Annotated in this window: 14 protein-coding genes; 2 read left to right on the forward strand and 12 right to left on the reverse strand. The window is 44.8% G+C overall.

Features of this window, described 5'->3' with window-relative positions; genetic code table 11:
- Positions 1-14: 14 nt before the first annotated feature.
- From VCA1004_RS10480 to gspC, 12 genes are all read right to left on the reverse strand, one after another.
- The gene (locus VCA1004_RS10480) at positions 15-773 is read right to left on the reverse strand and encodes a type II secretion system protein N (protein ID WP_164520855.1); all 759 of its coding nucleotides are present in this window, start codon (positions 771-773) and stop codon (positions 15-17) included.
- Between the two features lie 7 nt (positions 774-780).
- Positions 781-1,290: a type II secretion system protein M gene (locus tag VCA1004_RS10485; protein WP_086981706.1), complete on the reverse strand. Its 510-nt coding sequence runs from the start codon at positions 1,288-1,290 to the stop codon at positions 781-783.
- A gap of 1 nt (position 1,291) precedes the next feature.
- Positions 1,292-2,731 (reverse strand): type II secretion system protein GspL, encoded by a 1,440-nt coding sequence (gspL, locus tag VCA1004_RS10490; RefSeq protein WP_086981707.1) that lies wholly within the window; start codon positions 2,729-2,731, stop codon positions 1,292-1,294.
- Positions 2,697-3,749 carry a type II secretion system minor pseudopilin GspK gene (gene gspK, locus VCA1004_RS10495; RefSeq protein ID WP_086981708.1) on the reverse strand — a complete coding sequence of 351 codons (1,053 nt, stop codon included), beginning with the start codon at positions 3,747-3,749 and terminating at the stop codon, positions 2,697-2,699. The genes gspL and gspK overlap by 35 nt, the downstream gene beginning before the upstream one ends.
- Positions 3,746-4,441 carry a type II secretion system minor pseudopilin GspJ gene (gene gspJ, locus VCA1004_RS10500; protein WP_086981709.1) on the reverse strand — a complete coding sequence of 232 codons (696 nt, stop codon included), beginning with the start codon at positions 4,439-4,441 and terminating at the stop codon, positions 3,746-3,748. The genes gspK and gspJ overlap by 4 nt, the downstream gene beginning before the upstream one ends.
- Positions 4,428-4,793: a type II secretion system minor pseudopilin GspI gene (gene gspI / locus VCA1004_RS10505; protein WP_086981710.1), complete on the reverse strand. Its 366-nt coding sequence runs from the start codon at positions 4,791-4,793 to the stop codon at positions 4,428-4,430. Before gspI ends, gspJ begins: the two co-directional genes overlap by 14 nt.
- The gene (gene gspH / locus VCA1004_RS10510) at positions 4,780-5,358 is read right to left on the reverse strand and encodes a type II secretion system minor pseudopilin GspH (RefSeq protein ID WP_086981711.1); all 579 of its coding nucleotides are present in this window, start codon (positions 5,356-5,358) and stop codon (positions 4,780-4,782) included. The genes gspI and gspH overlap by 14 nt, the downstream gene beginning before the upstream one ends.
- Before the next feature lie 359 nt (positions 5,359-5,717).
- Complete coding sequence (gene gspG / locus VCA1004_RS10520; protein WP_086981712.1) at positions 5,718-6,179, reverse strand: type II secretion system major pseudopilin GspG; 462 nt, start codon at positions 6,177-6,179, stop codon at positions 5,718-5,720.
- Between the two features lie 252 nt (positions 6,180-6,431).
- Positions 6,432-7,652, reverse strand: coding sequence for a type II secretion system inner membrane protein GspF (gspF, locus tag VCA1004_RS10525; RefSeq protein WP_086981713.1), 1,221 nt, complete (start codon positions 7,650-7,652; stop codon positions 6,432-6,434).
- Positions 7,653-7,655: 3 nt separating this feature from the next.
- Positions 7,656-9,176, reverse strand: coding sequence for a type II secretion system ATPase GspE (gene gspE / locus VCA1004_RS10530; protein WP_086984577.1), 1,521 nt, complete (start codon positions 9,174-9,176; stop codon positions 7,656-7,658).
- The gene (gene gspD / locus VCA1004_RS10535; RefSeq protein WP_086984578.1) at positions 9,176-11,182 is read right to left on the reverse strand and encodes a type II secretion system secretin GspD; all 2,007 of its coding nucleotides are present in this window, start codon (positions 11,180-11,182) and stop codon (positions 9,176-9,178) included. Before gspD ends, gspE begins: the two co-directional genes overlap by 1 nt.
- A 96-nt stretch (positions 11,183-11,278) precedes the next feature.
- Entirely contained in the window at positions 11,279-12,178 is a 900-nt protein-coding gene (gspC, locus tag VCA1004_RS10540) for a type II secretion system protein GspC (protein ID WP_086981714.1), read from the reverse strand.
- A gap of 418 nt (positions 12,179-12,596) precedes the next feature.
- On the opposite strand from gspC, the gene hslR reads away from it, so the two are divergent.
- Positions 12,597-12,986: a ribosome-associated heat shock protein Hsp15 gene (gene hslR / locus VCA1004_RS10545; RefSeq protein WP_086981715.1), complete on the forward strand. Its 390-nt coding sequence runs from the start codon at positions 12,597-12,599 to the stop codon at positions 12,984-12,986.
- Between the two features lie 23 nt (positions 12,987-13,009).
- Positions 13,010-13,876, forward strand: a complete 867-nt coding sequence (hslO, locus tag VCA1004_RS10550) for an Hsp33 family molecular chaperone HslO (protein WP_086981716.1) — start codon at positions 13,010-13,012, stop codon at positions 13,874-13,876.
- The last annotated feature ends 31 nt before the right edge of the window (positions 13,877-13,907 follow it).

Consider the following 13,907-nt stretch of genomic DNA (forward strand, 5'->3'; position numbering starts at 1 on the left):
TCGCGGCTCCTAAATTACAATTTTCCAGCAAAGCTAAATTGATAGCGACCTTGTGCATTCGGCTCACCGAGCCATTTCAAGTGCTCTCCCAGCGTAGCAGGAAAACTGGCCCCCGGTTTAAACCAAGCCATGGATTGATAACGGGCTTGCTCATTAAGCGAGGCACTAAACTCACTACTGACTTGTTGGTTATTCTGTTTACCTTGAATATCAATCTGTTGTGATTGGCATTGTACATCGGCAATCACTGGCCCTAACGCCAGTTGTCCCACAGGTGAGTCAACTTCGGCCCCACTCCAAGCGAGGCTTCCTGTTGCTTGTTCACACCATGGCGCGGCATAACGGAATGAACGCAACGATAGCTCTAATTGACCTTTTAAATCTACCGGCACTCGCATGGGAACATAAGGCAGTACCTGTTCAATCGGTAATGAAGCGAGCACATCTTGCGCATAAAAACCGGATAGCCCCACTCCCAGTAGCCCCTTACCAGTTAAACGCATACTACTACCTTGACCAAAACGTACTTGATATTGCAACTTGGCGGCAAACAGTTTACTGGGTTGAAACTGCCAAGAGAGCGCTCCAAAATCTTGGCGATTCACTTTCAGTTGCTGTAATTGCCCTTGCCAAATCGTGCCAGAAATCCCTGTCGCTTCAACCCCCGAACGCTGCGGAAGCTGTTGATAAACCCAACTCGCCGGAATATGTGCGACCAAACTGACCACTAAGATTAATATAAAAACAGTGAGGTACCATTTTAATCCTTTCATATTCCTTTTAACCTCGTTTAAATTGCAAGCGGTTGACTTCAACCGTACCGGAATGCTCAGCACGATTAATATCTAAAAACTGCACATGCAAACCATACTGATCACGTAATTGAGCTAACCAATTAATCAAGGTATTAAACGGTAAAGGCTGTACCCACACTTGCAACATCTCATCTCGAGGTTGCATGCGGATCAATTCCACTTGGTAACGTGAGGCGGTAGACGAAATCACCTGATTCATCGGTTGATGACGTTGTACCCCTTTCGAACCTGTTTGCGCACGTAAGGTCACAATCTTATCGGCGGAGTGATGCACCCAAGCCAATAACTGTTTTTCAGTATTAAGACGCATCTGGGCTTGCTCGGTACGTGCATGCAAAGGTTGCAACAGCCCCCAATACAACAAACCAATGATTAGTAATCCGCCACACACTAACAATAAACGTTGCTCTCGACTGGAAATGCTGTGCCATCGTTGAGTGAGGGTTTTGAAGGCGGCATTGATGTTTTCATTCATATTAATTTCCCGCCCCTTTCGCTTTAATCACGTAGTTACCTTGGACGACATCACCGTGTTTATTGAGCTGACCTTGAGAGACATCGAATGACTTAGCCAGTTCAGTTCGGAATGTCTCAAAAGATTGAAAGTCTCGGCTTTGGGCATTAAGGCGAATTTCTTGGCGATTACCATCAAACTGAATACTTTGAATCGACACCGTTTTGGTGCTTTCCAGAGCTGCAGGCAATTGAGCTACCCAGCCTAAAACCGAGGTTTGTTGATCCCCTCCACCGGCCAAAGCTTGCTCTTCATCTTGCATAATGCGCTTGAGGTAACTCACGGTTGGAATGCGTTGCCGATCTGGAAATACCGAACGAAAAACCCGTTCACTTTCCATACGGTAAGCCTGAGTTTGCGCTTCCATTTTTTGCACTTGCAAGGTTTGTTCAATAAACAATAACACCAAAAAAACACTCGCAGCTACAGCCACTTTACGCCAGGTACGCCAATGCTTCCACCAAGAAGATTGAGCCTTAAATACCCCAGTTAATAAGTTGGTTTGCGCAGCAATTGCTCCTTGAGACAGCACCTTCATCATCATCTCTTGCGGAGCAGCAATCCATTTCCCCGGTAAGTGCTGATGATGTTCTGGCAAGTCACTGTAACAATAAATGGTGCTCCCATCCAAAAGGGGCGCGTCATCGTTGTCAGTCGCTTGAGTGGTCAAGTCTTGATTATCCCAAGCTTGGTTATTCAAGGCTTGGCTATTCAAAGATTGAGTACTTAATCGTGCTGCATCTATTGCCTCAGAATCAGGGTTTAGCCCTTCATGGTCTTGAGCAGGCTCACCCGCTTGGCGATGGTCTTGTAAAAGATCGTCAAAATGCAGCGCATCACCATCCGGTGCTAACCAACCCGATGCTAAAAAGGTGTCGAGCCAATCTTCATCAACCGCCGCCCCTTTAACATCACTTTTGCGCAATAACCATTGCTGATCAATCTGCATGGCGCTGATGTGATTATCTTTTAATGGCAACGCTAAACAATCGGGTAATACCTTCTTCAACGTAATGCCATGAGATTTAAATAATGACAGCCAATCGGCAAGATATTGATGCAACACGGTTGCCACGATCGCTTGATCGCCTTGACGCTGAATCACACTAAAGTGCATTTTTTCAATATCTTGCGTCAACTCATCTTCCATTAAAAATGGCAGCATCGCCGACAGTTGACGGCCTGCTCCAGCTGGGATCTTGATCGGAGTGATCAAGACGTCACTGCTGGGCAATAAAGCGATCACTTGACGCTGCACGCTATAATCAACCAACTCCGAGAGCTGATCTCGGTCTGCTAATTCGCCTGAGGCGATGATGTCATTTAAGCTATTTGACCAAACTAACCAAGGTATTGGATCGGTTGGGTTACTGCTCAGCTTGATTGTCAGAAACTCGTTCACTGATCCCTCCGAAACGACGACGTATCACTTGCGTCGTTTTTTTATCTGCACTGTAGATTAAACTGCGTAATCTCACTCGTGAATCTTCCACTTTAATTTGGGTATCTAATTCAAAATATTGACTGGTTACTGCCAAAAATGCCGTGGCGTCACTTTTAATATTAGCCGCCACTTTATTCAATAACCCTTCATTTAAAAACTCATCAATGCTGCCCCAACCATCTTGCGGGCGATTCTCTATCAATTGTTGCGCATCGCTAACACTTAATGACGGTTGAAATAACCCAGCCAACAGTACCGCTTGATTAGGTTTTAGTGTGTTGATATTGATGTACAAGTCCGTGGTTGGCAAGGCACACATTATCGGTTGTAACATCGCCATCATCGGTGCTGTCATTTGATACACCGCTCTAAGCTCACTATTATCGATAATCAAATCATCGGGCGCGGCATAGCTTGGCTGCAAGCCTTCATAAGTTGCACTTTCAACACCACTAGGGGTGCTCACTTGATCATTGCTATCAACAAATTCTTTCATGGAATCAGCAATCATTTCGGCGGTATAACTGTCCAAGCCAATCGCCTGACCTTGCTCTTGTAAAATAAACACTAGCGCCTTTAATAAATAAGGCCGTTGCGCACTGTTGGTTTCGGCTAAGCTTGCCAGCGCATTGATATTAAAACATGCTTGCTTATCAATAATACTCCCCAACGCCATACCATTTTCTAATGGGTATTGGTTACCTTCAATCGCCCAAGCTTGACTTAAGTTGATGGTGTCTGGGTTATCTTTATAGGTTTCTTCAATCGCCGCTTGAGCCAATGCTTCAACCCCCATGCTGTACCAATACGCTTGTTGATGATGCAATAAGTGACTGGCGCGATAAAACTGCGTCGACATTCTTTCGGTCATGGTCGCCGCCATCGCCACTAAGACCGACACCAACAGTAAAACAAAGATCAACGCTACGCCTCGTTGACGTTTAAAAGGTTTCTTAGGTTGAGGTCGCAGGCTCATTGCGTCACCTCATCGCTACTTTCATCCTCGCTACTGACATTAGCTGACGAGGTATCTTGAGCGATTAAAAAGATTCGCCGGATATCGCCATAATCTTGTAACGTCAGCGTTATTTCTACCGCTGCCGGTAAGCGCTTATCTTGTTCCCACGAGGCTTGCCATTGGCCGTCATCATAAAAACGAAACGACATCTTATCGACCTTATCGAGCAGGGTTTTCTGTAACGGCACTTGCCCGGTTGGCGTATCTGGGTAACGCCACCATACTCGCTGTAATTGATTACTCACTAGTCGATAGCCCACTTTCAACACTTCTCCTCGAGGAAAAGCCTGTTGGGGGTTCTGCCATCCAAGGCGAGTAAATACGATCCCATCAGTATCGGAATCTAATAAGTATTCAGCCACATACAAAAAGCGTGAGTGACTCGCGTCTGCATCCCCTTTAAAGGTTCGTCCAGCCATTTGGCGAAAATCATTTTCTAATACAATCATGGCCCGCTGGAGTTGCTGTAAACGCTGAGTTTTTTCGGCCGATTGTTGATTACTGCGCTGCACCTGATTCACTACTTGGTAAGCCGCAATGCTCAGGCTGGCAAAAACCATGATCGCCACCAACACTTCAATCAAGGTAAAGCCAGTGCGGCGCTTGTTACGGCTTTGATTTACGGTGAATCGCACCTTATGGTCTAACATAGGTTCTCACCGTCATCAGGTTATTTTTGCGATCTTCATTGAGCGAGACACTGACATCCACCGCTTGAATCAGACTCACTCCCGTTTTCACCGGTGTCGCCGTCCAATACCACTTTTGTCCGGCAAATTCTTCTACACCTTTTTTCGTGGCCGTAAACGAGGATGATAAATGCACCATTGCCAGTTGATTATCCACTACCATGCTGGCAAAGGTTTTTTCTTCTAAATAGGTCAAGGTATTGATGTGTTGCGTCACGGCACGAATCACACTGATCGCCGCAGTCGCAAAAATCGCTAAGGCAATCAGCACCTCAAGTAGTGTCATGCCACGCTGACGGTTAAGGCGTTTCATCCATCACCTCTCCTGGTGCCAATATATGCACCTCACCCGTTTCGGTAACTTGAACTCGCCAGCTTTGAGTGATGTTTTGATTCGAAGTCGACATAAACCCCAAAGTAAAAGGCGTGATCTCTCCACTAGACAATACATAGACTTGCGGTGGCTGCGCTTTGTCTTCGTCATCCTCAAAAAGGTCGGCATAAAAGCTTTCTTGTTTAAATAAGGAGTCTTTATGATTCCAAGCTTCACTGCCTAACTCGACATTTAAGCTCACCTCGTCGGGCAAATCAGTTGCCACAAAATATCGGCTCTCTTGAATAATCTCCCAGCCTTTTTGAGTGAGCGTCATGTAATGATAATGAGATTTTTGAGTGTCGATAAACAACCCATAATCTTGACCACTTAACATGGCTTCATCACTGAGCAGTTGCAAGCGTTGAAAAAAACGCTGAGATTGCTCTTTCGCTTGATCCTCTTTATTTTGCGGCAAGGTTTGCACCACCACTAAGGCGCTCAGTGACATTAACACCACCACTAAAAGCACTTCTAATAAAGTAAAACCACGCTGACGCTGCATTGTGTTCCTTAGGTTTTGTTACGGGTTGCGAGAGCGCTCCGCTTCGTGACGCGAATAAGAGCAAAGTCGGTTTCTGGTTCCTGGTTCCTGGTTCCTGGTTCCTGGTTCCTGGTTCCTGGTTCCTGGTTCCTGGTTCCTGGTTCCTGGTTCCTGGTTCCTGGTTCCTGGTTCCTGGTTCCTGGTTCCTGGTTCCTGAAGAACAGCTTTCTGTGACAACCATATTAAAGCAAGTGCAAACATCTATTTATTACGAAAAATATTCAGCGTCAGCCACCTAGGGACTAGGAGCCAGGAACTAGGGCCCCTCTTTTGGAACCAGAGCCTAGCACCTCATCTCCTAGCAACTAAAAACCCTGCTCTTACTGAAAATCTTGAATATTCCAGTTACCAATATCGCGTTGTGCGCCATCATCACCGCCTTCTTGACCATCGGAGCCAAGAGTAAACACATCCACTGTGCTGTGATCGCCAGGGCTCAAATATTGATAATCGCCACCCCAAGGGTCTTTCGGCAAACGCTTAATATAGCCGCCATCACGATAATTACGTGGTTCAGGGCTACCGCTTGGCTTAGACACTAACGCTTCTAACCCTTGATCGGTCGTTGGGTAAACACTGTTATCTAACTTATACATGTCTAAAGCATTTTCTAATGCCACAATGTCAGTTACCGCTTTTTGCTGATCGGCTTTTTCTTTGTTACCCAATAGGTTAGGAACAACAAAGCTGGCTAAAATACCTAAGATCACCACCACGACCATCACTTCAAGCAAGGTGAAGCCGCGTTGTTTATTTGTTGATAAATTCAATTTTCTAGTCATTGTGACTCCTACATAGATGAGTTCGTTTCTCAAATTTTGATTTTCGTAATTCGTATTGCGTCTCTCGTGATGCAAATAAGAGTTCCTAGTTTCGAGTTCCTAGTCCCTAGAAAAAGCGGACCGTGATCGTTATTTCTTGTACACCAGACTGGCAACACCTCATAATCTTTTCGACTATCGAGAGTAATGTCGTAGAGTCTCGATTCAATGCTCTACCTAGAAACTAGGGACTAGGTACCAGGAACCTCTCTTCTACTGCGTTACCAAATTATTCAACTCCAAGATTGGCATTAAGGTGGCGGTAACGATAAACAAGACAATACCAGCCATAAACACAATCAATAATGGCTCAAAAATACCTAATGCCATATTCACGAGCGACTCAAAATCTCGGTCTTGGTTATCCGCCGCACGAATCAGCATCGGCTCGAGTTCACCACTTTGTTCCCCACTGGCGATCATGTGTAACATCATAGGGGGGAATAGCTTGGTATATTCTAAAGACTTACGTAAGCTGGTCCCTTCACGTACTTTATCGGCCGCTTCTAAAATTTGGGCTTTAAAATACTGATTGCTCATGACATCGGCTGCCACTCTCATCCCATCTAATAACGGAATGGCGCTGGAGGAACAGATGGCTAAAGTACGAGCAAAGCGCGAGGTATTCAGCCCTTTGGCGACTTTGCCTATAACGGGTAAGGATAAAATCCGTCGGTCCCACTTCATTCTAAAATCAGGTTTTTTCAAAGCCAATTTAAGCAAGATCACCGTGATGACCAGTAAAGCCAACACCAGTAATCCCCAATGCTGCACAAAATTACTCGCCAGCAATAGGAACTGGGTCGACATCGGCAGCCCTTGGCCCATTTGAACAAATTGATCGACAATTTTAGGAACTACCGCAGCCAGCAAGAAAGCCACCACACTAATGGCAATAATGGTCAGCATCATGGGGTAAATCATGGCTTGTTGCAGTTTAGAGCGCATCTTTTGACGATTTTCAGCATAATCAGCCAAGCGATCCAAAATTGCATCTAAATGCCCTGATTTCTCCCCGGCAGCTACCATGGCACAAAACAAATCATCAAAAATGGCTGGGTATTCCGCCATACTGTCCGATAAGGTATAGCCTTCCACCACTCGTGAGCGAATACTCACCAACATATTGCGAATATGTGGTTTTTCCGTTTGGTCAGCAACCGCGCGAATACACTCCTCTAAAGGCATTCCCGCTTGCACTAAGGTGGACAACTGGCGAGTCACTAAGGCCAATTCATTGGTGCTGATCCCACGCTGAAAGCTCAAGCCAGAGCGACGATTGCGCTGGGATCTCGCTTTGGTTTCAATCACCTCTGTGGGCATTAACCCTTTTTCTTTTAAGCGTTGGCGAACTTGGCGAGCATTATCGCCTTCCAAAACCCCTTTTTTCAGCTTTCCTTTTACGTCCAGCGCTTTATATTCAAATGCGGCCATGCTTTACCCTTCCTTGGTCACACGCAGCACTTCTTCTAACGTCGTAATGCCTTGGCGTACTTTTGCTAAACCATCATCACGGATACTCGGCGTTTTCGAGCGAATCGCGTGTTCAATGGCTTGCTCTCCCGCTTCTGAATGGATCAATGCTTGAGTTTCATCATCAATCATCAATAACTCATGAATACCGGTTCGACCACGATAGCCTTTATAATTACAATGCTCACAACCTTGGGGCTTAAAGAGTTCTAATTCATCACTTTTCTTTAAACCAAACAGTTTCTTTTGTTGCTTATCCGCTTGATAAGGTTGCTTACAGCTCGGACAAAGAGTTCGGACTAATCGCTGAGCCAAAACTCCTAATAAAGAAGAAGAAATTAAAAATGGCTCGATACCCATATCACGCAAACGGGTGATCGCACCAATCGCGGTATTGGTGTGTAACGTTGACATCACTAAGTGACCGGTTAACGAGGCTTGCACTGCAATCTGCGCAGTTTCTAAGTCACGGATCTCCCCAACCATCACCACGTCTGGGTCTTGACGTAAAATGGCGCGTAAACCTCGAGCAAAGGTCATGTCGACTTTAGGATTGACTTGAGTTTGGCCGATACCATCAATATCAAATTCAATCGGATCTTCAACCGTCAGAATATTGCGCTCACTGCTATTAAGCTCTTGCAGCCCAGCATATAAGGTCGTGGATTTACCCGAACCAGTTGGGCCAGTAACCAAGATGATGCCGTGTGGACGGGCAATCAAATGACGGAATGCTTCGTGGTTTTTGTTGGTCATGCCTAAACTGTGTAGATCCAAACGGGTGGCATTTTTATCCAACAAACGCATAACCACTCGTTCGCCATGAGAAGAAGGCATCGTCGAAACCCGCACATCCACCGCACGTCCGCCGATGCGCAAGGAAATACGTCCATCTTGTGGCACGCGTTTTTCAGCAATATCGAGTTTGGCCATTACCTTAACCCTAGATACTAGGATCGGAGCCAATTTACGACTTGGCGATAACACCTCTCGTAACACCCCATCAACGCGGAAGCGAATCGACAACACTTTCTCGAAGGTTTCGATATGAATATCCGAGGCACCTTCTTTAATCGCTTCACCTAACATAGCGTTAATCAATTTAATGATCGGCGCATCATCTTCCGATTCAAGCAAGTCTTCATTTTCCGGTAATTCTTCTGCCAACGAAAAGAAATCGTCATCCGCGCCAATGTCTTCCATTAACTGACGCGCCTCAGAAGAATCACGCTGATAGGCTTGAGTGAGTTTATTTTCAAACTCACTCGCGGTTAACGGTTGCGGCTTAAAAGCTTGCCCACAGGCTCGGCGAATTTCGAGTAATACTTGTGGCGTCAATGTGCCCACAAAATACAGTATTAACTGAGCGTCCTGCTGCTCCAACACCACTTGATGACGCTTGGCATAAGCAAAGGGTAAACGAAATATCGTCCGCGCCTCCACATCCTGATAGGCGTGATGTGATGATGGTTCGAGCGGCGACATCATTCTTGATCACCTTGTGTTTCATGTTGGCTGATCTGATCTAAAAAGGCTTGAATTTCGGCAGGTTGACGTGCCTCATTGCCAAATTTTGGTAATACCGGTGTTTCAGTATTTGGCATCAATTTTAAGCCTTTTTGCGCGCGGTATAATTGCTCTGCACGAATATAGTTATATTTACGGCGAGACAGACCATCGATCGCCATCCCATCACGAATAATGGTTGGTTTAATAAAGACCATCAGATTCTTTTTCTCTTTACTGGTTGAAGTATAAGAGAATAAGGTGCCTAAATACGGGATATCTCCCAACCAAGGAATCTTAGAAATACTTTCTTGAGCGCGGTCATCCATCAAGCCGCCAAGCACGATCATTTGACCATCTTGTACCATGACCGACGTAGTAATTTGACGCTTAGCAAAACGAACATCAACCGCACCATTCGCCCCTAAGACGTTCGACACTTCCTGATCAATATTCATTTGAATTGAGTCACCCTCATTAATTTGAGGTGTGACTTTCAGCTTGATACCCACTTCTTTACGGTCAACCGTTTGGAATGGGTTTGAATTATCAGAACTTGCCGTCGACCCGGTCACTACTGGCACTTCTTCACCTACAATGAATGAAGCTTCGGTGTTATCAAGCACCGTGATACTCGGTGAAGAAAGAATATTGGAGCTGGTATTGGTGGCAACCGCACTGATTAACGCCGCCCAGTCTCCTTTGACAATGCTCAGCGCCGCGCCATTAACCCCGCTTAATGCTGAAGCTAAGGTCGAATAATCACCAGATTCAGTAGTGGTTTCGTTACGCAAGAAGTTCCCGTCATCATCATAGACTGCGGTGGTTGAAGTGGTGTCTTTGGCTTCTTCAATACCAATTGCAACTTGACCAATTTGCGCATTGGCATTGGAATATTGCACCATAGAGCCGGTTTCTAGGTTGGCATATTGCGCGCCTAACTCAATCCCGTCGGCTTCAGAAACTTCAACGATAAGCGCTTCAATAAGCACTTGAGCACGACGAATGTCCAATTGGTTAATCACATCTTCCAACGCTTGCATAATGTCAGGCGGAGCGGTTAACACTAGGGAGTTAGTGCCTTTGTCTGCTGTGATCATCACCTTGTTAGTGCTGGTGCTAATAGTGGCTGATTTTGAATCTTTTTCCGCTTGCAGATTATCTGACACTCCTTTTAGCACATCCACCAAGTCTTCCGCTTTGGCATAGCGTAAATACACCACTCGGTTATTACCTTTGGTGGCCATTTCCACATCAAGTTGGCTAATCAGTTTTTTCAAGCGTTGACGGACTTTAGGGTCACCAGAAATTAAGATAGAATTGGTGCGTTCATCGGCCACCAATTTAGGCTGCAATAATTCAGGAGTATTTTTGGCATCGGCGCTTTTATTTAGCGCATCGACAATTCGCACCATTTCGGTGGCAGAAGCATTTTTCAGCTCAACGACTTCCACCTCTTTATCGCCCGCTTGATCGACACGTTTAATGATTTCCGCTAAGCGATTAACCACGGACGCACGGCCGGTCAGCAAGATGATATTAGAAGGGTCATAATGAACCACGTTACCCGCACCAGCATTGTCATTAAGCTGACGCAAAATAGGTGACAACTCGCGTACTGAAACATTTTTTACCGGCACGACGCGGGTGATCACTTGATCGCCTGTAATCTTAGAATCATTACCAACCACAGGCACTGCCGCAGTTTTGGCGTCTTTATCTTTAATGACCTTTAAAATGCCATCGTCCATTTCCACGACCGCATAACCGTAAACTTCAAGGACATTTAAAAAGAATTTATAATATTGCTCTTGATTGAGCACGTCGTAACTGCGCACATCAATTTTGCCACGAATCGTCGGGTCAACAATGATCGTCTTATTTAAATTACGCCCAACAATATTAATGAACTCTTGAATGTCGGTACCTTTAAAACTGGCACTAAAATCTTCCGCTGACGCTGGAATCGACACAAAACTGGTCATTACGATTAGTGAGACTTTGCTCAACCACTTTTTCACACCATGCTCCTGCTCACTCGAGGTGATTGTACTGTCCTGAAAGCAAATGCCACATTCGCTTTAAAATTGAATATAAATATCATAAGGCTGACCATCTCGTTCAACCGTTAGATTCCACTCAGAAGAATCTAAGGCACTTTTCCACAGTTGTGCCATTTGCGAGGAATCTTTTAAATCTTGACCATTTAAAGCGGTCGCAATATCACCATCTTTCAACCCCACTTGATCAAATAAAGCGCGATCTTTACCGGGGCGAACGCGATAACCTTTTAATTGGCCATCGTCCATCACTTGCGAAAGACGTATGTATTGAAAAATCTTTTGTGGGTCCGCGGCGATTTCTTGTCGAACCTCATCTAAATCGTTGCGCGAATCGGCAGACTCTTCGGTGGCTTGTTTGCCACTGTTATCGCTTAATAATTGCGGAGAAGCGCTGTAATCAATACCTTGCAACATCAAGGTTTCATCTCGCCCTTGGTTACGAATAATCACGCGGTCAACGTACACCGCTTGTAACGTGACTCGGGTATTCTCAATCGTTTCGCCTAAACCATAGGTCGCCTGTTTACCCTGATTAGCAATGATCGCCAAACTCAATTTGTCATTACTACTTGCCACCGCTCCCACTAAGGTTAAGCTCAAGCGCGTTTGCGGAACATCTTTCGCCACCGGCTGACTGACTTCCGTTTGATTATACAAACCAAATAAATTAGCACTGAGCAGTGACGACACATGATCCGAGGATGACGAGGTGTTAGACGTTTGATGAGAGACTTGCGGTGCAGACCATCGAGCAACACTCGGTGGCGCTGAAAATAATGACCAAATCAATATACCAACCAGCCATGCACTTAAAGCTACCAACATCAAAGTACACAAAAAGCTAAGTTGAGCCTGATGTTGTACCCATCGGTTCGATAATTGTGACCAGTGCTGCGGCCAATTGCCTTTTAACATCATGTATAATGATACCTTATTCGATTCCATTCAGTGTTATTTGTAACATACTCACCTTAAAGGCTAACTAGGATTAAACCAAATAAAATCCCTTCTTCCCACCAACAAAATTGACTTTTTTGAGCCTATCTCGATTGTTTTATTCTAATATGAGCTTTTTGTACTTTTTTAATCCATCTCAATCAAACACACCTTGCTTGAACAAGGCCCCACTAACAGACTACAAAATCACAAGAAAAATCCCATTAACGAGGGTTTTTCTCTCATTGACTTGAATTTTCTGCTTCTCATCACCATTTTCTCTCCAGACACATTCTGTTTCCAATAAATGCTATTTGATAGCATGCTTGGATGTCATTTTCAGGTAGGCCGCACAAAACAATAAGCGGCCTTACGATTATTTTGAAGGCCATAACTCAACATGAGCTCACCAACTTTAACAGTACGTTTAGATAAATGGCTTTGGGCGGCACGCTTTTACAAAACACGCTCAATTGCAAGAAGCATGGTTGATGGCGGTAAAGTTCACTATAATGATCAACGAACTAAACCAAGTAAAATCGTCGAATTAGGTGCTGAAATTCGCTTACGACAAGGGAATGAAGAAAAAACCATTGTCATAGAAAAAATTTCCGATCAGCGCCGTGGTGCCCCTGAGGCCCAAACATTATATAGAGAAACTGAAGCTAGTGTGAAAAAACGTGAAGAAAATGCACAAAAACATAAACTTAACGCGTTATATAGCCCAAGCCCAGAACGACGTCCAGATAAAAAGCAACGCCGTAATCTCATTAAATTCAAACATCAGTAACCGCCCGAAGGAGTCCTAAACTCATGGCAAATAACCTTTTGCACCGCTACTTATTTGAAGATTTGTCCGTTCGTGGCGAACTTGTTCAACTAGATACCGCGTATCAAGACATTCTTGCGAATAAAGATTACCCACAACCGATTCAGGCTCTATTGGGTGAACTCTTCGTTGCCACCAGCTTGCTCACAGCCACCTTAAAATTTGAAGGCTCAATCACTTTGCAATTACAAGGTGATGGCCCTGTCTCCTTGGTAGTGATCAATGGCGACCATAACCAAAAAATGCGTGGCGTCGCGCGTTATAAAGGTCAAATTAATGCTGAAGCAAACCTGCACGAATTAATTGGCAATGGTCACCTAGTGATCACTATTTCTCCTAATAAAGGAGAGCGTTATCAAGGTGTTGTTGGCCTTGAAGGCGATACTCTTTCTGACATTTTAGAAAGTTACTTTGAACGCTCTGAGCAATTAAAAACCCGTTTATGGATCCGTACTGGCGAATATCAAGGTCAAGCGCATGCCGCGGGAATGCTATTGCAAGTCATGCCTGATGGTACAGGTTCTGCAGATGATTTTGAGCACTTAGAAAAACTGACAGAAACCATCAAAAATGAAGAGCTTTTCTCACTAGAAGCGAACGAAGTGTTGTATCGTCTTTACAACCAAGAAAAAGTCCAATTGTTTGCTCCTCATCCTGTGGAATTTTTCTGTGGTTGCTCACGTGAACGCAGTGCTGGTGCCATTGCGACGGTCGCCAAAGAAGAACTCGATGATATTTTAGCTTCTGAAGGCGAAGTGGCATTACATTGCGACTATTGTGGTAGCACTTACGCTTTCGATGCCGCTCAAGTTGATGAAATCATTACCGAAGCTAAGAAAAACCTTCATTAATTTATTGTATACAATAAGTCATAGAATTTTT

The sequence above is a fragment of the Vibrio aphrogenes genome, from assembly GCF_002157735.2.
In the GTDB taxonomy this organism is placed as follows: Bacteria; Pseudomonadota; Gammaproteobacteria; order Enterobacterales; family Vibrionaceae; genus Vibrio; species Vibrio aphrogenes.

Coding starts and splice junctions, on each gene's coding strand:
- gspF (WP_086981713.1), bottom strand. CDS start 7,652: ATGGCCGCATTTGAATATAAAGCGCTGGACGTAAAAGGAAAGCTGAAA.
- VCA1004_RS10485 (WP_086981706.1), bottom strand. CDS start 1,290: ATGAATGAAAACATCAATGCCGCCTTCAAAACCCTCACTCAACGATGG.
- gspI (WP_086981710.1), bottom strand. CDS start 4,793: ATGAAACGCCTTAACCGTCAGCGTGGCATGACACTACTTGAGGTGCTG.
- hslO (WP_086981716.1), top strand. CDS start 13,010: ATGGCAAATAACCTTTTGCACCGCTACTTATTTGAAGATTTGTCCGTT.
- gspC (WP_086981714.1), bottom strand. CDS start 12,178: ATGATGTTAAAAGGCAATTGGCCGCAGCACTGGTCACAATTATCGAAC.
- gspK (WP_086981708.1), bottom strand. CDS start 3,749: ATGAGCCTGCGACCTCAACCTAAGAAACCTTTTAAACGTCAACGAGGC.
- hslR (WP_086981715.1), top strand. CDS start 12,597: ATGAGCTCACCAACTTTAACAGTACGTTTAGATAAATGGCTTTGGGCG.
- gspH (WP_086981711.1), bottom strand. CDS start 5,358: ATGCAGCGTCAGCGTGGTTTTACTTTATTAGAAGTGCTTTTAGTGGTG.
- gspE (WP_086984577.1), bottom strand. CDS start 9,176: ATGTCGCCGCTCGAACCATCATCACATCACGCCTATCAGGATGTGGAG.
- gspD (WP_086984578.1), bottom strand. CDS start 11,182: ATGACCAGTTTTGTGTCGATTCCAGCGTCAGCGGAAGATTTTAGTGCC.
- gspG (WP_086981712.1), bottom strand. CDS start 6,179: ATGACTAGAAAATTGAATTTATCAACAAATAAACAACGCGGCTTCACC.
- VCA1004_RS10480 (WP_164520855.1), bottom strand. CDS start 773: ATGAAAGGATTAAAATGGTACCTCACTGTTTTTATATTAATCTTAGTG.
- gspJ (WP_086981709.1), bottom strand. CDS start 4,441: ATGTTAGACCATAAGGTGCGATTCACCGTAAATCAAAGCCGTAACAAG.